The sequence below is a fragment of the Aliirhizobium sp. YIM B11859 genome, assembly GCF_057163345.1.
The window spans coordinates 624,755-644,150 of sequence record NZ_JBXHAY010000003.1 but is presented as its reverse complement, the minus strand read 5'-3'; the positions used below and the strand labels follow the sequence as shown (position 1 = coordinate 644,150).

The window sequence follows — 19,396 nt, the reverse complement described above, 5'->3', positions numbered from 1 at the left end:
CAACAGGCCGGAACCGGCCTTTCAACGAAATGGACCCTTTGGTCGCCCGTGGTGAGACACTGCGGGCGCAAGGGCCCTGTTCGCCTAAAAAGTCGCTCAGGAGAGGGCTCAAGAGATGAACATATCTCGCTTTTTTATCGACCGGCCGGTGTTTGCGGCGGTCCTGTCCGTTCTCATCGTGGTGTCCGGCCTGCTGGGACTGCGGTCGCTGCCGATCTCGGAATATCCGAACGTCGTGCCGCCTTCGGTGGTCGTCAAGGCGACCTATCCGGGGGCCAATCCCAAGGTGATCGCCGAAACGGTGGCCACGCCGCTTGAAGAACAGATCAACGGCGTCGAGGACATGCTCTACATGTCCAGCCAGGCGACCTCTGACGGCGTGATGACGCTGACCGTCACCTTCAAGCTCGGCACCGATCCCGACAAGGCGCAGCAGCTGGTGCAGAACCGCGTCAGCCAGGCCGAACCGCGGCTGCCGACGGAAGTGCGTGCACTCGGCGTCACCACGGTCAAAAGTTCGCCGGACTTCATCATGGTGGTCAATCTGGTATCCAGCACCGACCGTTATGATCTGACATACCTGCGCAATTACGCGACCCTGAATGTCAAGGATCGGCTCGCCCGGATCGAAGGCGTCGGCCAGGTGCAGATCTTCGGTGCCGGCGACTATTCGATGCGTGTGTGGATCGATCCGCAGAAGGCGGCTGCCTTGTCGCTTGCCGCAAGCGACATCACCGACGCGATCCGTGGCCAGAACGTCCAGGCGGCGGCTGGCATCATCGGTGCATCGCCGTCGGTTCCGGGCGTAGACCTGCAGCTCAACGTCAACGCGCAAGGTCGTCTGACGACACCGGAGCAGTTCGGCAACATCATCGTCAAGACCGGCACTAACGGCGAGATCACCCGCCTGCGCGATGTCGCCCGCGTTGAACTCGGCGCGGCCGACTATGCGTTGCGCTCGCTGCTCGACGGCGAGCCAGCCGTGGCCATTCCGGTTCTACAGGCTCCCGGTTCGAATGCGATCGAGATTGCCGACGAGGTTCGCTCGACGATGGACGAGCTGCAGAAGGCGATGCCGGAAGGCGTCAAATACGAGATCGTCTATGACACGACGAAGTTTGTGCGCTCGTCGATCGAAAAGGTCCTCGACACTCTTCTCGAAGCGATCGCACTGGTGGTTCTCGTCGTTATCGTGTTCCTGCAGACATGGCGCGCCTCGATCATTCCGCTGATCGCCGTGCCTGTCTCGGTGATCGGTACGTTTGCGGTCATGTATGCCTTCGGGTTCTCGATCAACGCGCTGACGCTGTTCGGCCTCGTGCTTGCAATCGGCATCGTCGTCGACGACGCGATCGTGGTGGTGGAGAATGTCGAAAGAAACATCGAAAATGGCCTAAGTCCCCGCGAGGCGACTTACAAGGCGATGAGCGAAGTGTCGGGTCCGATCATCGCGATTGCGCTCGTGCTCGTGGCGGTCTTCGTGCCACTTGCCTTCATCACCGGCCTGTCCGGGCAGTTCTACCGGCAGTTCGCGCTGACGATCGCCATCTCGACGGTCATTTCGGCGATCAACTCGCTGACGCTGTCGCCGGCCTTGGCGGCCCTTCTCCTGAAGGACCATCATGCGCCGAAGGACTGGCTGACGCGAGGCATGGACAAGGTGTTCGGCTGGTTCTTCCGTGGCTTCAATCGCGCCTTCGGTTCGGCGGCCAATGGTTATGGCCGTACCGTCGGCGGACTGCTGTCGCGCAAGAGCTTCGTCATGGTGCTCTATCTCGCGCTGGTCGGTGCGACCTACGGCATGTTCACGGTCGTGCCGGGCGGTTTCGTGCCGGCGCAGGACAAGCAGTACCTGATCGGCTTTGCCCAGCTGCCCGATGGTGCGACCCTCGACCGTACGGAAGACGTGATCAAGCGCATGAGCGAGATCGCCATGGAACAGCCAGGCGTCGAGCACGCGATCGCTTTCCCGGGCCTGTCGATCAACGGCTTCACTATCGGTTCGAATTCGGGGATCGTGTTCGCCGTGCTCGATGATTTCGACAAGCGCACGACACCGGAGCTTTCCGGTGGTGCCATCGCCATGGCACTGAACCAGAAATATGCCGGCATCCAGGAAGCGTTCATCGCCATGTTCCCGCCGCCGCCGGTCAACGGCCTCGGCACGACGGGCGGCTTCAAGCTGCAGATCGAGGACAAGGCGGGCTACGGCTACGAGGCACTCGACAAGGCGACCAAGGAGGTTCTGGCCAAGGCTGCGCAGGCAACGGAGCTGACGGGGATCTTCTCGAGCTTCCAGATCAACGTGCCGCAGCTTTATGCGGATCTCGACCGCGCGCGTGCCGAACAGCTCGGCGTTTCCGTGACCGACGTGTTCGAAACGCTGCAGATCTATCTCGGTTCGCTTTATGTGAACGACTTCAACGCCTTCGGCCGCACTTACAGCGTCCGGGTCCAGGCGGATGCGCAATATCGCGCCAAGGCCGAGGATATCGGCCAGCTGAAGGTCCGGTCGCAGTCGGGCGAGATGATCCCGCTGTCGGCACTGTTGAAGGTCGATGCCTCGGCCGGTCCGGAACGGACGACCCGTTACAACGGCTTCCTGGCCGCCGAGATCAACGGCGCGCCTGCACCGGGCTATTCGTCCGGACAGGCGGAGGCTGCGATCACCAAGATCCTCGCCGAAACGCTGCCGCAGGGGATCGACTTCGAATGGACGGACCTGACCTACCAGCAGATCCTTGCCGGCAATTCGAGCTTCATCGTCTTCCCGCTGGCGCTGCTGCTCGTCTACCTCGTGCTGGCTGCCCAGTATGAAAGCCTGACCCTGCCGATCGCGATCGTGATGATCGTGCCGATGGGCGTGCTTGCTGCTCTGGTAGGCGTCTGGCTGACGGGAGGCGACAACAACATCTTCACCCAGATCGGGTTGGTGGTGCTTGTCGGACTGTCGGCGAAGAACGCGATCCTGATCGTCGAGTTCGCCCGCGAACTCGAGATGGCAGGGCGCAAGCCTCTGCAGGCGGCGATCGAGGCGAGCCGACTGCGTCTGCGGCCTATCCTGATGACGTCGATGGCATTCATCATGGGTGTCGTGCCGCTGGTCGTTTCGACCGGAGCCGGTGCCGAGATGCGCGCCGCCATGGGTGTCGCGGTGTTCTCCGGAATGATCGGGGTGACCTTCTTCGGCATCTTCATGACACCCGTCTTCTATGTGCTGGCAAGGCTTTTGACGGGCAACCGCCCGCTGCGCCAACACGGGACCGAGATTGCGCCCACTCTATCTCCAGCAGAGTAAGCGCATGGGCCGGCCGTAAACGCAAAGTGCGGCCGGCCCATAAGCCGCGCGGGCTCGCGACGCCCGCGCGGCTTTTTCATGTTCAGAGCGCCCCGCCGTCAACGACCAGCGTCTGGGCGGTGATGGCCGCGGAGGCGTCGGAGGCGAGGAAAAGGCAGGGGCCGATGAGATCGATGGCGTCAAGGCTGCGCTTGAGGCACTGGCGGTCGATCATTGCAGTGATGCTGTCATCGCTCAGCCAGAGGCGCTTCTGCCGCTCGGTGACGATCATGCCGGGCAGGATGGCATTCGCCCTGATGCCGTCGCGGCCAAGTTTTCCGGCCAGGCTTTTGGTCAGGCCGATGATGCCGGCCTTGGCCGTCGTATAGGCCGGCATGCCGCCCATGTTGAGCAGGTACGAGATCGAGGAGAAATTGATGATCGCCCCGCCGCCTGCATCCCTGATAAAGGGAATGGCGGCCTGGGCGGTGAAGAACATCTGCTTGAGATTGATCGCCTGGCTCCTGTCCCAATAGGCCTCCGTCACGTCCTCCAGGTCATGCCGATCGTCCCAGCCGGCATTGTTGACCAGCACCGACAGCGTGCCGAGGCGGGCTGCGGCATCGCGGACCGCCGCTTGTGTCGACGAAACGTCGGTCAGATCAGCACGGACGAAATACGGCTCATAGGCCGTCTGTCCGGCGAGGTCCGCGATCAATTCCCGGCTCGGTTCTTCGGCTATATCGATAAAGGCGACTCGAGCGCCCTGTCGCGCAAAGCCTTCGACGAGGGCGGCACCTATGCCGGATCCGCCGCCGGTGACCAGCACGCCGCGCCCTTCAAGATCCGGATGTCTTACGGATGGGTGTGTCAAATATTCCTCCTGCTGTTTTCATCCCGCGGCAAACTTATGCTTCTTTGTGAAAAATGCACCCTGAGGTTTGCGCCGGTTGTGCTTGCGGGTTACTCATGGGTTCCCACCGACCGCCACTCGCTTCCGAGAGGAATTCCCCTTGTCTTCCATGCCTTCCACCACTTCCGAGACCGCCATCCTGCCGACGCGCGACTATGCCGCCTTCCTGTTCGACATGGACGGAACGATCCTCAGTTCGACGGCTTCGGCGGAGCGGGTCTGGGGACGCTGGGCGAAGGGAATGGGGCTCGACGTCGAAAAATTCCTGCCGATCATGCATGGCCGGCGCGGCATCGACACGATTACCGATCTCAACCTTCCCGGTGTCGACCCGAAGGTCGAGGCGGCCAAGGTCCTGCAGGGCGAAATCGATGATGTCGAGGGTGTCGTGGCACTCGAGGGAGCTGCCGAATTTCTGGCGTCGCTGCCGTCCGAACGCTGGGCGATCGTTACGTCGTCGCCATTGGAGCTTGCCAAGGCGAGGCTTTCCGCTGCCGGCATTCCGATCCCCAAATATCTTGTTTCGGCCGAAGACGTGACGGTCGGCAAGCCCAATCCGCAGGGCTACATAATGGGTGCGGAGCGCCTCGGGGTCAGCCCGGACGATGTTCTTGTCTTCGAGGACGTGCTGGCAGGCATCAAGGCGGGGGAGGCGGCCGGGGCCGAGGTGATGGTTATCACCACCACCCACAGCCATGCGATCGAAGGCGGACAATACCGGATGCGCGATTATGGGGCCGTCGCTGCGCATGTGGCAGGCGACGGCCGGTTATCCATTCGTCCCAGATAATCCGGATCAGGCCGTCTGGCGCGACGTGCGCATGAACTGGACCGTTGCGAACCAAAGCACCGTTCCGAGCACGATCAGCGCGCCGGCGATGATATATTGTATCGGATCACGGCCGGTCCACGGTCCCGCCAGGAAGGCGCAGGTGATGGCGCCGAGCACCGGCAGGATGGTCGGCGTGCGAAAATGCTTGTGGTCGACCTTGTCCTTGCGCAACACCAGGACAGCGACGTTGACGATGGCAAAAACGCAGAGCAGCAGAAGAGCGGTCGTGCCTCCCAGCGCTTTGACGCCACCGGCAAAAACGATCAGCGCGACGGCAAGCAGCGACGTGAAGACGATCGCCACATAAGGCGTGCGACGTCCGGCATGCACCTTGCCCAGCACGTCGGGCAATACGCCCTGCCGGCTCATGCCGTAGATCAGGCGGCTTGCCATCATCATGTTGATCAGCGCCGAGTTTGCGACGGCAAACATGGTGATGACTGCGAAAATGCCGATCGGGAATCCCGGGGCGCCGGTCTGGATGACCTTGAGCAGGGGTGTTTCACCTTCGCCCAGTTCGCTGGCAGGCACGAGGGTAATGGCCGAGATTGCCACGAGAATGTAGATGACACCGGTGATCGCGAGGCCACCGAGCAGGACCTTCGGGAAGATGCGGCTCGGCTGCTTGCATTCTTCCGCCATGTTGACCGAGTCCTCGAAGCCGACCATGGCGAAAAAGGCGAGCGTGGTCGCGGCAACGACCGGCCAGAATGTACCGGATCCCTCCGGTGTCGCGAAGGTCCAGGCGCGCGAGACGTCACCCTGGCCGCCGACGATGGCCCACATGCCGATGCCGATGATGATCAGCAGGCCGGTCAGTTCGACCATCGTGAGCAGCACATTCAGTTTTACGCTTTCGCCGACGCCGCGAAAATTGACGGCAGCCACCAGCCCGATGAATCCGACGGCAATGAGTGTCACGCCCCAGCCGCCCAGATCGAGCCCGAGCGAAGTGGTGAAATTGGCGGCAAAGGCACGCGAGGCGGTCGATGCCGAGGTGATACCAGACGACATGACCGCGAAGGCGACGAGGAAGGTGATGAAGTGGATGCCGAAGGCCTTGTGGGTATAAAGGGCAGCGCCTGCCGCCTGTGGGTATTTGGTCACCAGTTCGAGATAACTGCAGGCGGTGAGCAATGCGACGATGAAGGCGATCAGGAAGGGAAGCCAGACGACACCGCCGACTTCAGCCGCAACTTGCCCCGTCAACGCATAGATGCCGGTTCCAAGAATGTCGCCGACGATGAAGAGCAGCAACAGGCCAGGGCCCATCACCCGCTTCAATTCTCCGTCCTGTTGTTTGTCCGCGCCGGCCGGCTCTACCTTGCTTTCCATCGACTGCCTCCTCCATATCTATCGATATTGAAGGCGTTAATGGCGACAAAGGCCGCATTGTTCCGTTTCCCGCGCCGGTTAAGCATAGCCGGCCATCATTTTGCAATAATTCGGGTCTGACATTGCGCTGGCGGCACGGACTCACCACCTTGTCGATTGCGGCCTTACGACGGAGATGTTCTCGATGCGCTGGTTTCCCTCCCATTGCGAAAGAGCGGCACTGGCTGAGACCTCAGAGGTCATCACCGCCGACACGGCATTTTCAGACGCGCCGCTTTCGGAATTCTGGCACTTCCTTCGGTCCTGGGTGAGCAATCCTCTGCGTGTCGGTGCGGTCGCTGCATCGGGAGAAACACTTGCCCGATTGATGACACGGGAAATCGATGCAGATGCCGGCCATGTCGTGGAACTTGGACCGGGCACGGGCGTGTTCACGCGGGCGCTTCTGGCGCGCGGGGTGATCGAGGACAATCTGACGCTGATCGAATATGGCGACGAATTCCTGCCGCGCCTGCAACGCCGTTTTCCCCAGGCCCGCGTTCTGCAGATGGATGCCTCGCGATTGCGCAAGGCGCATATTTTCGACGAACCGGTGGTGGGTGCCGCGGTCAGTGGACTTCCTCTTCTCTCCATGTCACCGCGCAAGCAGACGGCGATCCTTGCCGGCGTGTTCACCTATCTGCGCCCGGGTGCCTCGCTTTACCAGTTCACCTATGGGCCACGCTGCCCGGTGCCGCGGCGGATCCTCGATAGGCTCGGGCTGAAGGCGGTGCGCGTCGGCGGAACCGTACGCAATATTCCCCCGGCTGCAGTCTACCGGATTTCGCGACGCCGGCCGTTCGATTTCAGCTCAGGCGCAGAGTGATCCAGGCCAGCACACAATAACGCGCCGCCTTGCCGATGAAGACCAGTGCGAGGAATGTCGGCAGCGGTTCGCGCAGGATGCCGGCCGCAACTGTCAGCGCGTCCCCGCCTATCGGCAGCCAGCTGAACAATAACGACCATTTTCCGTAACGCCGATACCAGCGCTGGGCTCTGTCGAGTTGTGCCGGTTTGACCGGGAACCAACGCCGTTCCCGGAACCGTTCGACACCGAGACCAAGTAGCCAGTTGGCGGCGGCCCCCAGCGTATTTCCGACTGAAGCCGTGAGCAGCAAGGCAGTCAGCGAATAATCTCCCGTCAGGATCAATCCGACGAGGATCGCTTCCGACTGCATGGGAAGGATCGTGGCGGCAATGAATGCTGCCGAAAACAGTCCCGCATAGGCGGCAAGATCGAACATCGCCTCAAGCACCCTCCGATTAAACGTCGCTCACTAAAAAAGGGCGGATGTTGATCCGCCCTTTTCCGATTTTCTTCGAAACCCGATCCTCAGGCCTTGCTGGTGCCCTTCGGTTCCTCGGCTGTCGGATGCGACTTACGGTAACGGGTACGCCAGTCGCCGAGGAAGAGCAGGATCGGAGCCGCGATGAAGATCGACGATGCGCCGGCGACAAGTATGCCGAAAACCATCGGGATCGCGAAGCTGGAGACCGCGCTGCCGCCCCAGATTGCCATGGGTACCAGGGCAAGGAAGGCTGTCGCATTGGTGTAGAGGCTTCGTGCGAGCGTTTCGTTGATCGACTTGTCGATCAGCTCGCGCAGCGGCATCGACTTGTAGAGCCGCATGTTTTCGCGCATGCGGTCATACACGACGACCTTGTCGTTTACCGAATAGCCGACCAGTGTCAGGACCGCGGCGATTGCCGTCAGGTTGAAGTCGAGGCCGGTGATGGCGAAGAAGCCGATCACCTTGGTCGTATCCAGCACCAGGGTGATGATGGCACCGACCGCAAACGGCCATTCGAACCGGACCCAGATATAGATCAGCATCGCCACGCTGGCGATGAAGACGGAGAGGAAGCCGGCGACGGCAAGTTCTCCGGAGACCTTGGGGCCGATGACATCGGTACCCTGGACGATCGCGCTCGGATCAATCTTGGCGACTTCGTCCTTCAGCTTGGTCACGGCAGCCGTCTGGGCTTCTTCGCCGCCTTCCTGGCGCTGTGCGCGCACCAGAAGGCTGTTGGCATCGCCGAATGACTGCAGCGTGATTTCGCCAAGGCCGAGCGTGTTGAGACCTTCGCGGAATTTGGCCAGGTCAGCCGTGCCTTCCGTCTTGACGGACATCTGGATGCCGCCGCGGAAATCGACGCCGTAATTGAGGCCCGGATGGAAGAACAGCACGACCGACGCCAGCGACAGGATGGCGGAAACGCCGATGCCGAAGAAGCGGGCCTTCATGAAGTGGATGTGCTTGTCGTAGGGGTTGAAGGGAATCAGTGGCTTGATGACGACGGTCTTCAACTTGCGACGGCGGGCGAGCGAGACCATTGCGACGCGCACGAAGGCAACCGAGGTGAACATCGAGATGATCAGGCCGAGCGCCATGGTGACGGCAAAGCCGCGAACCGGGCCGGAACCGAAGTAGAAGAGAACGGCGGCTGCGATGAGCGCGGTCATGTTGCCGTCGATAATGGTGGAATAGGCGCGATTGAAGCCCGTATCGATGGCGGCAAAGGCGCTTTTGCCCTTGCGCGATTCTTCACGGATACGTTCGTTGATCAGAACGTTGGCATCAACGGCAAGACCGATGCCGAGGACAATACCGGCAATGCCGGGAAGCGTCAGTGTCGCGCCGACCAGCGTCAGTGCTGAAAGGGTCAGGATGGTGTGGATCACCAGCGCTACGTTGGCGAGAATGCCCCATGTGCCGTAGAGAAGGAAGATGAAGGCAATGACCAGGACGAGACCGATAAGGCCGGTATAGATGCCCATCTGGATCGCGTCCGCACCAAGATCGGCACCGACGGTGCGTTCTTCGATCACGGTGAGCTTGGCCGGCAGCGAGCCGGCACGCAGCAGGGCTGCAAGCGTCGTGGTTTCCTGCGGCGTGAAGGAGCCCGAAATCTGGCCCGAGCCGCCGGTGATCGGCGTCTGGATGACCGGGGCGCTCAGCACCTTGTTATCGAGAACGATGGCAAACGGCTTGCCGACATTCTGCTGGGTTATCTGGGCAAAGCGGGTGGCACCGGCGCTGTCGAAACGGAAGGTGACGATCGGTCGCTGGGTCTGCTGCTCGAAGGCTGCGCGGGCATCGGTCAGGCGGTCGCCGGAGAGTTCGACGCGGTCAAGCACCGGATACTGCTGGCCACGCTCGTCGGGGATCATTGTAACGCCCGGCTCACCCTGATTGCCGAGAAGATGGAAGCTCATCTTGGCTGTCGAGCCGAGAAGCTGGCGAAGGCGCGACGGATCCTGTTCGCCCGGAAGCTGGACGAGGACGCGATCGGCACCGACGCGCTGGATCGTCGGTTCGGCGACGCCGACCTGGTCGACGCGCTGGCGGATGATCTCGAGGCTCTGCTCGATGGCGCCGGTGATATGGGCGTTGATGCCCGCATCCGTCTGGGCGATCGAGATGGTGTTCTCGTTCGGGGTCGTGATGGCGATATCGGTGGCGCCGACGGCATTGACGCCACCCACGGGGTTGGCAAGCGTCTGCAGTTCGGTGACGGCCTGGTCACGCTGGGCCGGATCGCGCAACGTGATAAGAACCGCATCACCGGCGCGGCGAATGGCCGAGGTGTTGATGGTCTTGTCGCGCAGCACGCGGCGGGCATCCTGGGTGAGCGCCTGAACACGTTCGTTGATCAGGTCGGCGCGGTCGACTTCAAGCACGAGATGCGAGCCGCCGCGAAGGTCGAGGCCGAGGGCCACGCGGCTATGGGGAAGCCAGGCAGGCATGCGGTCGAGTGCCGATTGCGGAATGGCGTTCGGCAACGCGATCAGAATGCCGATGATGATGATGAGAGCATAGCTGCCCACCAACCACGGTGAATTTCTCATTGTCTAGATCCTGTTTGGCCTCGACCACTATAGGTGTCGACGGGCCGTCAAATTTCATGCTGTGCGGCAGGTGCCGTGATCAGGCTGCAACGGGCGGCGCACGGGGCAGGGCGCCCGGCCAGCGGACCGGGTCAAGCAGCGAAGCCTGCCCTATGGGTGCCTTTAGCTCCGAGTAGAGATGCGCCGGCAGAATGAAGAATGCCGGAGCCGGAAGGCCGTCGATGCCGGAAACATGGCTGTTTGCGCCATCCTTGCGATCGGACACAGTGACGGCGCGCAAAGGCTCGCGTTTTGTCAGGGCGGGGGCGCGGTCGGAACGATCATCCATCGGCCTTGCCGATGCGGCGATGTCACCATTGCGCGGAGTGCCTGCCAGAAGGCCGAAAAGGGCGATGAGAAATGCGGCAGCAAGCACGGGGAGGCGCGCAAGATCAATCTGCGCACGCTTGGCCTTGTTCCGATTTCGCAGCGGAAATACCGCCATCCGCACCTGCTCCGGATATTAGGGATTCGGAATTTCTCCGAATGAGGCGCGTTCTAATGGACTGCGCCTTTCCGGTCAACAAAATGGGCCGGTCAACAAGATGGGCTGGCCAACACAAAGAGCCGATCAGCAAAATGCCGGATAACAAGACGGGCCTCCGAAGAGGCCCGGCAACATCAGCGGATACGCTTGGCAGCCGGTTCAGGCACCAGTTCGCCGTTCAGGCGACGATCGAGATAATCCTCGCATTCGCCCATCAGCGTGTCCACCTGTCCGTTGAAGAAGTGGTTGGCGCCTTCCAGCGTGCGATGGGTGATCAGGATGCCCTTCTGGGTCTTCAGCTTCTCGACCAGTCCGTTGATATCCTTTTCCGGTGCCACCTTGTCATTGTCGCCGTTGATGATCAGGCCGGACGACGGGCAGGGGGCGAGGAAGGAGAAATCATAGGTGTTCGGCTGCGGCGCGATCGACATGAAGCCCTCGATCTCCGGCCGGCGCATCAAAAGCTGCATGCCGATCCAGGCGCCGAAGGAATAACCTGCGACCCAACAGCTCTTGGAATCGGGATGCAGGCTCTGCACCCAGTCGAGTGCGGAAGCCGCATCCGACAATTCGCCGGCGCCATGATCGAATTCGCCCTGGCTGCGGCCAATGCTGCGGAAGTTGAAGCGCAGGGTCGTGAACCCGCGCTTCTGGAACATGTAGAACAGCTGGTAGACGATCTGGTTGTTCATCGTGCCGCCGAACTGCGGGTGCGGATGCAGGATGATTGCGATCGGCGCACTCTTTTCCTTGGACGGCTGGTAGCGTCCTTCCAGGCGGCCAGCAGGGCCGTTGAAAATCACTTCGGGCATGGGTACTCCGGTCAATCCTGTTTGGTTCCAAACTTAAAGCATTCGGTCGAGTTTGACTTGACGAAGGCGCTCAGCTTTTCTAGAACTCAGTTTAGAACCATTCGAAACTTGGGCCTGCGACAGCAATGCCCGTTGCGAAGTCTCATAAGGCAAGCGCAATTGAGATTTCAACTAAAATGAGGATTTTCACTGCGAGAGTGGAAGTCAATGTTATTTTAACAAGGCGGGCGCGGACGAAGAATGGCGTTGAAGCGGACATATCTCGACTGGAATGCGACGGCACCGCTCTCGGAAGCGGCGCGTCTTTCCATGCTCGACGCGCTTTCGCTGCCCGGCAACGCGTCCTCTGTTCATTCCGAAGGCAGGGCGGCGCGGTCTGCCGTTGAAAAGGCGCGGCGACAGGTGGCGGCTCTGGTCGGGGCCGAGCCGGCGCATGTGACCTTCACCAGCGGCGCGACCGAAGCTGCCAATCACGTGCTGACGCCGGATTACCGCATGGGTCGGTCGCCGGTTGCCGTATCTCATCTCTACGTTTCTGCGATAGAGCACCCGGCGGTGCGCGAAGGCGGCAGGTTTGCGGTCGATCAGGTGACGGAAGTCCCGGTGACACCGGCCGGCATTCTCGATCTTGAGGCTCTTGAAACGGTGCTCGATGCCCATGATAGCGCATCCGGTCTGCCGATGGTCGCTGTTATGCTGGTGAATAACGAGACCGGCATCATCCAGCCGGTCGCGGAAGCAGCCGCACTTGCACATAAATATCGCGGCCTGATGGTTATCGATGCGGTGCAGGCGGCCGGGCGTATCTCACTCGATATCAACGCTCTGGATGCCGATTTCATATTCGTCTCATCGCACAAGATCGGTGGTCCGAAAGGCGTCGGCGCGCTGGTTTCCCGCGGCGAGGTGCTGATGCCTAAGCCGCTGATCCGCGGTGGGGGGCAGGAGAAGGGTCACCGGTCGGGGACAGAGAATTTTCACGCGATCATAGGTTTCGGCGCGGCGGCTGAAGTGATGTCTAAGGATTTAGCGGCTCGCAACGACCGGATCGGGGCATTGCGCGACACGTTTGAGCTTGGCATGAGGCAGGCGGCCCCCGATGTCGTCATCTATGGCGAGGTTGGGCAGCGCGTTGCCAATACCAGTTTTTTCACGCTTCCCGGGCTCAAGGCCGAGACGGGGCAGATCGCCTTCGATCTTGAAGGTGTTTCGCTATCGGCAGGTTCTGCCTGCTCCTCCGGCAAGGTCGGGCAGAGCCATGTCCTGACGGCCATGGGACAGGATGCGGATGTCGGAGGCCTGCGCATTTCGCTGGGGCCTGGAACGACCGAAGCCGATATCGAGAAGGCTATCCTCGCCTTCCGGAAAATCGCCGGACGCCGAAAGGCGCCGGAACAGGCCGCTTAAGGCGGCTGTCAGAATTGGCGGAATGCGAATTTCCGCTTGCCAAAAGGTGGGAAAATCGCCTTGTGGCGCCTACATGGGGGAGGCATTGCTTTTCCCCGCAAGAATGACGGAATTGCCGGAATTTGAACCGGCAAAGTTTGGAGACTGAAGATGCCTGCTGTCCAGGAAACAATCGATCAGGTCCGTGGGATCGATATCGACCAGTACAAATACGGCTTCGAGACCATTATCGAAGTGGACAAAGCTCCGAAGGGGCTTTCGGAAGAGATCGTCCGTTTTATCTCGGCCAAGAAGCAGGAGCCGGACTGGATGCTGGAATGGCGTCTGGATGCCTACAAGCGCTGGCTGACGATGGAAGAGCCGACCTGGGCACGTGTGGACTATCCGAAGATCGACTTCAACGACATCTACTATTATGCCGCACCGAAAAACGTGACCGGCCCGAAGTCGCTGGATGAAGTCGATCCGGAGCTTTTGAAGGTCTATGAGAAGCTCGGCATTCCGCTGCGCGAACAGGAAATCCTTGCCGGCGTCGACAAGCCGCGCGTTGCTGTGGACGCCGTGTTCGATTCGGTTTCGGTCGTCACCACCTTCAAGAAAGAGCTGCAGAAGGCCGGCGTGATCTTCATGTCGATCTCGGAAGCCATTCGCGAGCATCCGGAACTCATCAAGCAATATCTCGGTTCGGTCGTGCCGACGACGGATAATTATTATGCGACATTGAACGCCGCCGTCTTCACCGATGGTTCGTTCGTCTTCGTGCCGAAGGGCGTTCGCTGCCCGATGGAACTGTCCACATACTTCCGCATCAACGAGAAGAATACCGGCCAGTTCGAACGGACGCTGATCATTGCAGAAGAGGGCGCCTATGTGTCCTATCTCGAAGGCTGCACAGCACCGCAGCGGGACGAAAACCAGCTTCATGCGGCCGTTGTGGAACTCGTTGCTCTGGATGATGCCGAGATCAAATATTCGACGGTGCAGAACTGGTACCCGGGCGATTCCCAGGGCAAGGGTGGCATCTACAATTTCGTCACCAAGCGCGGCGACTGCCGTGGCGATCGTTCCAAGATTTCCTGGACCCAGGTCGAGACCGGTTCGGCGATCACCTGGAAATACCCGTCCTGCATTCTGCGCGGCGACGACAGCCGCGGCGAGTTCTATTCGATCGCCGTGTCGAACGGCCACCAGCAGATCGACTCGGGCACGAAGATGATCCATCTCGGCAAGAACACGTCGAGCCGCATCATCTCCAAGGGCATTTCCGCCGGCGTGTCGCAGAATACCTATCGCGGCCAGGTGGCGATCAATCGCCGGGCGGAAAATGCCCGCAACTTCACCAACTGCGATTCGCTGCTGATCGGCGACAAGTGCGGTGCGCATACCGTGCCTTATATCGAGGTGAAGAATTCCTCGGCCCAGATCGAACACGAGGCGACCACCTCGAAGATTTCGGACGACCAGAAGTTCTATGCCATGCAGCGCGGCATCCCGGAAGAAGAGGCGATCGCGCTGATCGTCAACGGCTTCGTCAAGGACGTCATCCAGCAGCTGCCGATGGAATTTGCCGTGGAAGCCCAGAAGCTTATCGGCATCTCGCTTGAGGGCAGTGTGGGGTAACAAATGAATAAGGATGACCGGTCCGATATGACTGTGGGTATGAAGGTCATGGCTTTGACCATCTTCATCTGCGGCATCGGACTGTTCGTCGGACTGGCAGGTCTGATAGCGGATTGGGCTTTGGCCAAATCCATTGGAGCTGTTTCACTTGTCGTTGTCGTCACAATCATCTGGGCTGCGCCCGAGCTTGTCGGCGAAAAAATGATGGATCGCTTCCTTTACGGAAGAAAAAACAAATCAAGAGATGAAAAAGATGCTTGAGATCAAGAACCTGCACGCCCGCATCGCCGAAGACGGCACCGAGATCATCCGTGGCCTGAACCTGACGGTGAAGCCGGGCGAGATCGCCGCCATCATGGGCCCGAACGGCTCGGGCAAGTCGACGCTTTCCTACATCCTTTCGGGCCGCGAAGACTATGAAGTCACCGAGGGTGACATCACCTATAACGGCGAGAGCATTCTCGAACTCGACCCGGCCGAGCGCGCCTCCAAGGGTATCTTCCTCGCCTTCCAGTATCCGGTCGAAATTCCCGGCGTCGCCACGATGCAGTTTCTCAAGGTGGCGATGAACGAGCAGCGCAAGGCACGCGGCGAAGCGGAACTGACGACCCCTGATTTCATGCGCAAGGTCAAGGAAGCCGCCGAGCAGCTGAAGATCGACCCGGCCATGCTGCGCCGTCCGCTGAATGTCGGTTTTTCCGGCGGTGAGAAGAAGCGCGCGGAAATCCTGCAGATGGCGCTGCTCGAGCCGACGCTGTGCATTCTCGACGAGACGGATTCGGGCCTCGATATCGACGCGTTGAAGATCGTCGCCGACGGCGTCAACGCGCTGCGTTCGCCGGACCGCGCCGTCATCGTCATCACCCACTACCAGCGCCTGCTCGACTACATCGTGCCGGATACGGTCCATGTTCTCTACAAGGGCCAGATCATCCGCACCGGCGACAAGGAACTGGCCCTGGAGCTGGAAGCCAACGGTTATGCCGACGTGATCGGTACCGCGGCCTGAGCCGGGAGGGATTTTGGTATGAACGTACAAACAAACCAGCTCGCAAGCCGGCTTACGGCCGCTGAGACGGCTATTGTCGAAGCTTTCGCGGCGCAGATCGGCGAACTGCCCGGCAACGGCGCCGTCACCGGCACACGCGACCGGCTGCTCGACGATCTGAAAAAGGCCGGCCTTCCGACCCGCAGGATCGAATCCTGGCACTATACGGACCTCAAGAACCTGCTTCGTGCGGTGCCTGACCGTGCTGCCGGCGCGGCCGTCGATGCAATCGATCCGCTGGTGAAGGGATCAGCGGTGCTTTCGATCCTGCAGGGCGTGGCGGATGCCGATGGCTCGATAGACGGCGTGACGGTCACGGCGTTTCGCGACCAGCTGGCCGATGGTTCGGCCGTAACAGGCCTTACCGCAGTGGACAAGGATGATGCGATCGGCCGCCTGAACGGCAGCTTCGTGCGTGACGGTCTGGCGCTGGCCATCCCGGCCAATGCCGAAATCGACGACGTCATCGAATTGCAGGCGCTGCACGGCGCCGGCCAGATCCATACCCGTTTCCCGGTGTCCTTTGGTGCAGGCTCCAAGGCCATCATCGTCGAGCGTCACCAGGCGGTGAGCGAGGATGCGGCGCTGGTGTCCTCAATCAGTGACATCACTCTGGAAGATGGTGCGGAGATCACCTGGATCATCCTGCAGAAACAGGGTCCGGCCGATACGCATCTGGCGCAGATCCGCGCAAGGCTCGGCACCGACGCCAAGCTTCGTCTTTATGTGATCAATGCCGGTGGCAAGCTGGTGCGCCAGGAGCTTCGCATCGAAGTTGCAGGCGAAGGCGCGGAGCTGACGCTGCGCGGCGTCAACCTGCTCGGCGGCGATACGCATACGGACGTGACTTTGGTACTCGGCCATAACGTGCCGCACACCAACTCGACGGAAACCTTCCGCAATGTTGTGTTCGACAAGGCAAGCGGCGTTTTCCAGGGCATGATCCGGGTTGCTCCCGATGCCCAGAAGACCGATGCCAAGATGGCCTGCAACACGCTGCTGATGTCCGATGACGGGGATTTCTCGGTCAAGCCCGAGCTCGAAATCTTCGCCGACGACGTGATCTGCGGCCATGGTGCGACGGTTGCCGATATCGACCGCAACCACCTGTTCTACCTGATGGCCCGCGGCGTTCCGGAAAACAAGGCGCGTGCCATGCTGGTCAATGCCTTCGTCGCCGAGATCGTCGAGGAACTGGAAGACGACAAGCTGGTCGAGCCGCTGGAAAAGGTGATTGCCGACTGGCTCGAGAAGCACGCCTGAGGTGAGGGGCGGAGGGATACCTTTTCCTCCGTCATGCTCGGGCTTGTCCCGAGCATCCGCGACGGTCAAGCGGGCTGCAACGTGTGTAGATCCTCGGCACAAGCCCGAGGATGACGCTGTGGTTACGGTGGCTCGCGCTACCTCGAGGGGCTCAGGTGAGGACATATGTCCGCAAGCAACAATCGAAAGGGTCTGCAATGGACCAGATTATACCAGCCGCCTATGACGTTGACGCCATAAGGCGGGACTTTCCAATCCTGTCGACCATGGTGCATGGCAACAAGCCGCTGGTCTATCTGGACAATGGCGCCTCAGCGCAGAAACCGCAGGTGGTGATCGATGCGATCAGCCATGCCTATTCGAACGAATATGCCAATGTGCATCGCGGCCTGCACTTCCTTTCGAATGCGGCGACCGATGCCTATGAAGCAGCGCGTGAAAAGGTGCGGCGGTTCCTCAATGCCGGATCTGTCGACGAGATCGTCTTCACCAGCAATTCGACGGCCGCGATCAACACGGTCGCTTATGGCTACGGCATGCCGCATATCGGTGAGGGCGACGAGATCGTCATCACGATCATGGAACACCATTCCAATATCGTGCCATGGCATTTCATCCGCGAACGCCAGGGCGCCAGGATCAACTGGGTGCCTGTCGATGACGACGGCGCCTTCCATATCGAGGATTTCGAGCGCGCGCTGACGGACAAGACCAAGATGGTCGCCGTCACCCATATGTCGAATGCGCTCGGCACCGTGGTGCCGGTCAAGGAAATCTGCCGCATCGCCCATGAACGCGGCATTCCGGTGCTGGTCGACGGCAGCCAGAGCGCCGTGCATATGCCGATCGATGTTCGCGATATCGATTGCGACTGGTTCGTGATGACCGGCCACAAGCTCTACGGGCCTTCCGGCATTGGCGTGCTCTACGGCAAGATGGATCGGCTGAAAGAGATGCGACCGTTTCAGGGCGGCGGCGAGATGATCGTCGAGGTGTCCGAAGATGTCGTTACCTACAATGACCCGCCGCACCGGTTCGAGGCCGGCACACCGCCGATCGTGCAGGCGATCGGGTTGGGCTATGCGCTCGACTACATGGACAAGGTCGGACGCGCGGCGATTGCGGCGCATGAGGCCGATCTCACCGCCTATGCAACAGAGCGGCTGTCTGCGATCAATTCGCTCAGGATCATCGGCAATGCGCCGGGCAAGGGCGGCATTTTTTCGTTCGAGCTTGCCGGTATCCATGCGCATGACGTATCGATGGTGATCGATCGCCGCGGCGTGGCTGTCAGGGCCGGTACCCATTGCGCCATGCCGCTCTTGAAACGCTTCGGCGTCACCTCCACATGCCGGGCATCGTTCGGCATGTACAATACCCGCGCCGAAGTCGATGCGCTTGCCGATGCGCTCGATTATGCGCGTAATTTCTTTGCCTGAGGACTGGTTGATGGCCATGGATCAAGAAATACCCAAATGGGATGCCCGCGAGGGGATCGTCGTGTCTGCCATCCCCGCGGACGAGCTGGAGCGGTTGTCGGATGATATCATCGCCGCGCTGAAGACCGTTTATGACCCGGAAATCCCGGCCGATATCTTCGAACTCGGGCTGATCTACAAGATCGATATCGAAGACGACAAGATGGTGAAGATCGCCATGACATTGACGGCACCCGGCTGCCCGGTCGCCGGCGAAATGCCGGGCTGGGTCGAAAATGCCGTCGGTTCGGTCGAGGGTGTGTCGGGTGTCGAAGTCGAAATGACCTTCGATCCGCCGTGGACACCGGAGCGCATGTCGGAAGAAGCGCAGGTGGCCGTCGGCTGGTATTGACCCAAGTCCGGCGAACGCTGGACAGCCGTGCGGCATCTGCCGGTATTGATCGGTTAAGCTGCCGGCACTAGACTGGCATGTGGTAATAGAATCCAGAAACACCGGGCCTTGAACCCGGTTGTGGAAGAGGAATGAGCCGATGGGCTTTGCAGTGATGACCATGACCGATGCGGCAGCGAACCGCGTCAAGCAGATCGTTTCGGGTTCCGGTGCCGATGCAAAGGGCATTCGCGTCGGGATCAAGAAGGGCGGCTGCGCCGGCATGGAATATACGATCGACCTCGTTACCGAAGCCAATGCCAAGGACGACGTGATCGAGTATCAGGGCGCGAAGGTGTGGATCGAACCCTCGGCCGTGCTCTATCTCCTCGGCACGCAGATGGATTTCGAAACGACCAAGATGCGCTCCGGTTTCGTCTTCGTGAACCCGAACCAGACATCCGCCTGCGGTTGCGGCGAATCGGTCGAACTCAAGCCTGCCGATCTGGCAGCGCTCGCCAAACAGCGCGAAGCGGAAGCGCACGCCTGATATTTCCCGCCTGAACTTCCTGCCAGGGCTGCTCATCTAGGTCTGGCAGGCATTGACGCCAAGCTGACAAAGCGCGGCGTTGACGGCAGGGCGATTGGCCTATAAAGCCGACCTG

Annotated in this window: 17 protein-coding genes; 11 read left to right on the top strand and 6 right to left on the bottom strand. The window is 60.6% G+C overall.

Going from position 1 to position 19,396, the window contains the following annotated elements; all coding sequences use genetic code 11:
* Positions 1-115 precede the first annotated feature (115 nt).
* Positions 116-3,298: an efflux RND transporter permease subunit gene (locus tag AC2GXZ_RS15340; RefSeq protein WP_483760019.1), complete on the top strand. Its 3,183-nt coding sequence runs from the start codon at positions 116-118 to the stop codon at positions 3,296-3,298.
* Positions 3,299-3,380: 82 nt separating this feature from the next.
* Here AC2GXZ_RS15340 and AC2GXZ_RS15335 read toward each other — a convergent pair whose 3' ends face one another.
* The gene (locus tag AC2GXZ_RS15335; protein ID WP_483760018.1) at positions 3,381-4,151 is read right to left on the bottom strand and encodes an SDR family NAD(P)-dependent oxidoreductase; all 771 of its coding nucleotides are present in this window, start codon (positions 4,149-4,151) and stop codon (positions 3,381-3,383) included.
* 148 nt (positions 4,152-4,299) lie between these two features.
* Between AC2GXZ_RS15335 and AC2GXZ_RS15330 the strand changes: the two genes are divergently transcribed.
* Entirely contained in the window at positions 4,300-4,980 is a 681-nt protein-coding gene (locus AC2GXZ_RS15330) for an HAD-IA family hydrolase (protein ID WP_483760269.1), read from the top strand.
* A 6-nt stretch (positions 4,981-4,986) separates the two neighbouring features.
* Here AC2GXZ_RS15330 and AC2GXZ_RS15325 read toward each other — a convergent pair whose 3' ends face one another.
* Positions 4,987-6,357, bottom strand: a complete 1,371-nt coding sequence (locus tag AC2GXZ_RS15325) for an APC family permease (RefSeq protein ID WP_483760017.1) — start codon at positions 6,355-6,357, stop codon at positions 4,987-4,989.
* 184 nt (positions 6,358-6,541) lie between these two features.
* On the opposite strand from AC2GXZ_RS15325, the gene AC2GXZ_RS15320 reads away from it, so the two are divergent.
* Entirely contained in the window at positions 6,542-7,222 is a 681-nt protein-coding gene (locus tag AC2GXZ_RS15320) for a class I SAM-dependent methyltransferase (protein ID WP_483760016.1), read from the top strand.
* Here AC2GXZ_RS15320 and AC2GXZ_RS15315 read toward each other — a convergent pair.
* The 4 genes from AC2GXZ_RS15315 to AC2GXZ_RS15300 all read right to left on the bottom strand — a co-directional run bounded on the left by AC2GXZ_RS15315 (position 7,203) and on the right by AC2GXZ_RS15300 (position 11,584).
* Positions 7,203-7,640, bottom strand: a complete 438-nt coding sequence (locus AC2GXZ_RS15315) for a YqaA family protein (protein WP_483760015.1) — start codon at positions 7,638-7,640, stop codon at positions 7,203-7,205. The genes AC2GXZ_RS15320 and AC2GXZ_RS15315 overlap by 20 nt on opposite strands.
* A gap of 89 nt (positions 7,641-7,729) precedes the next feature.
* The gene (gene secD / locus AC2GXZ_RS15310) at positions 7,730-10,246 is read right to left on the bottom strand and encodes a protein translocase subunit SecD (RefSeq protein WP_483760014.1); all 2,517 of its coding nucleotides are present in this window, start codon (positions 10,244-10,246) and stop codon (positions 7,730-7,732) included.
* A 79-nt stretch (positions 10,247-10,325) separates the two neighbouring features.
* The gene (locus tag AC2GXZ_RS15305) at positions 10,326-10,730 is read right to left on the bottom strand and encodes a hypothetical protein (RefSeq protein ID WP_483760013.1); all 405 of its coding nucleotides are present in this window, start codon (positions 10,728-10,730) and stop codon (positions 10,326-10,328) included.
* A gap of 176 nt (positions 10,731-10,906) precedes the next feature.
* The gene (locus tag AC2GXZ_RS15300; RefSeq protein WP_483760012.1) at positions 10,907-11,584 is read right to left on the bottom strand and encodes an alpha/beta hydrolase; all 678 of its coding nucleotides are present in this window, start codon (positions 11,582-11,584) and stop codon (positions 10,907-10,909) included.
* Positions 11,585-11,824: 240 nt separating this feature from the next.
* Between AC2GXZ_RS15300 and AC2GXZ_RS15295 the strand changes: the two genes are divergently transcribed.
* From AC2GXZ_RS15295 to sufA, 8 genes are all read left to right on the top strand, one after another.
* Complete coding sequence (locus AC2GXZ_RS15295; protein WP_483760011.1) at positions 11,825-12,991, top strand: cysteine desulfurase family protein; 1,167 nt, start codon at positions 11,825-11,827, stop codon at positions 12,989-12,991.
* Between the two features lie 150 nt (positions 12,992-13,141).
* The gene (gene sufB, locus AC2GXZ_RS15290) at positions 13,142-14,611 is read left to right on the top strand and encodes a Fe-S cluster assembly protein SufB (RefSeq protein ID WP_483760010.1); all 1,470 of its coding nucleotides are present in this window, start codon (positions 13,142-13,144) and stop codon (positions 14,609-14,611) included.
* Positions 14,612-14,614: 3 nt separating this feature from the next.
* Complete coding sequence (locus AC2GXZ_RS15285) at positions 14,615-14,872, top strand: hypothetical protein (protein WP_483760009.1); 258 nt, start codon at positions 14,615-14,617, stop codon at positions 14,870-14,872.
* The gene (gene sufC / locus AC2GXZ_RS15280) at positions 14,865-15,620 is read left to right on the top strand and encodes a Fe-S cluster assembly ATPase SufC (RefSeq protein ID WP_483760008.1); all 756 of its coding nucleotides are present in this window, start codon (positions 14,865-14,867) and stop codon (positions 15,618-15,620) included. The genes AC2GXZ_RS15285 and sufC overlap by 8 nt, the downstream gene beginning before the upstream one ends.
* 18 nt (positions 15,621-15,638) lie before the next feature.
* On the top strand, positions 15,639-16,922 hold the full coding sequence (gene sufD / locus AC2GXZ_RS15275) for a Fe-S cluster assembly protein SufD (RefSeq protein WP_483760007.1): 1,284 nt from the start codon (positions 15,639-15,641) through the stop codon (positions 16,920-16,922).
* Between the two features lie 197 nt (positions 16,923-17,119).
* Complete coding sequence (locus tag AC2GXZ_RS15270) at positions 17,120-18,361, top strand: cysteine desulfurase (protein ID WP_483760006.1); 1,242 nt, start codon at positions 17,120-17,122, stop codon at positions 18,359-18,361.
* 10 nt (positions 18,362-18,371) lie between these two features.
* The gene (locus AC2GXZ_RS15265; protein WP_483760005.1) at positions 18,372-18,752 is read left to right on the top strand and encodes an SUF system Fe-S cluster assembly protein; all 381 of its coding nucleotides are present in this window, start codon (positions 18,372-18,374) and stop codon (positions 18,750-18,752) included.
* Positions 18,753-18,891: 139 nt separating this feature from the next.
* Entirely contained in the window at positions 18,892-19,281 is a 390-nt protein-coding gene (gene sufA, locus AC2GXZ_RS15260) for a Fe-S cluster assembly scaffold SufA (protein ID WP_483760004.1), read from the top strand.
* The last annotated feature ends 115 nt before the right edge of the window (positions 19,282-19,396 follow it).

Excerpts from the sequence above, each read along its gene's own strand:
- AC2GXZ_RS15340 (WP_483760019.1), top strand. The coding sequence starts at position 116 with ATGAACATATCTCGCTTTTTTATCGACCGGCCGGTGTTTGCGGCGGTC.
- AC2GXZ_RS15330 (WP_483760269.1), top strand. The coding sequence starts at position 4,300 with ATGCCTTCCACCACTTCCGAGACCGCCATCCTGCCGACGCGCGACTAT.
- AC2GXZ_RS15325 (WP_483760017.1), bottom strand. The coding sequence starts at position 6,357 with ATGGAAAGCAAGGTAGAGCCGGCCGGCGCGGACAAACAACAGGACGGA.
- AC2GXZ_RS15320 (WP_483760016.1), top strand. The coding sequence starts at position 6,542 with ATGCGCTGGTTTCCCTCCCATTGCGAAAGAGCGGCACTGGCTGAGACC.
- AC2GXZ_RS15315 (WP_483760015.1), bottom strand. The coding sequence starts at position 7,640 with ATGTTCGATCTTGCCGCCTATGCGGGACTGTTTTCGGCAGCATTCATT.
- secD (WP_483760014.1), bottom strand. The coding sequence starts at position 10,246 with ATGAGAAATTCACCGTGGTTGGTGGGCAGCTATGCTCTCATCATCATC.
- AC2GXZ_RS15305 (WP_483760013.1), bottom strand. The coding sequence starts at position 10,730 with ATGGCGGTATTTCCGCTGCGAAATCGGAACAAGGCCAAGCGTGCGCAG.
- AC2GXZ_RS15300 (WP_483760012.1), bottom strand. The coding sequence starts at position 11,584 with ATGCCCGAAGTGATTTTCAACGGCCCTGCTGGCCGCCTGGAAGGACGC.
- AC2GXZ_RS15295 (WP_483760011.1), top strand. The coding sequence starts at position 11,825 with ATGGCGTTGAAGCGGACATATCTCGACTGGAATGCGACGGCACCGCTC.
- sufB (WP_483760010.1), top strand. The coding sequence starts at position 13,142 with ATGCCTGCTGTCCAGGAAACAATCGATCAGGTCCGTGGGATCGATATC.
- AC2GXZ_RS15285 (WP_483760009.1), top strand. The coding sequence starts at position 14,615 with ATGAATAAGGATGACCGGTCCGATATGACTGTGGGTATGAAGGTCATG.
- sufC (WP_483760008.1), top strand. The coding sequence starts at position 14,865 with ATGCTTGAGATCAAGAACCTGCACGCCCGCATCGCCGAAGACGGCACC.
- sufD (WP_483760007.1), top strand. The coding sequence starts at position 15,639 with ATGAACGTACAAACAAACCAGCTCGCAAGCCGGCTTACGGCCGCTGAG.
- AC2GXZ_RS15270 (WP_483760006.1), top strand. The coding sequence starts at position 17,120 with ATGGACCAGATTATACCAGCCGCCTATGACGTTGACGCCATAAGGCGG.
- AC2GXZ_RS15265 (WP_483760005.1), top strand. The coding sequence starts at position 18,372 with ATGGCCATGGATCAAGAAATACCCAAATGGGATGCCCGCGAGGGGATC.
- sufA (WP_483760004.1), top strand. The coding sequence starts at position 18,892 with ATGGGCTTTGCAGTGATGACCATGACCGATGCGGCAGCGAACCGCGTC.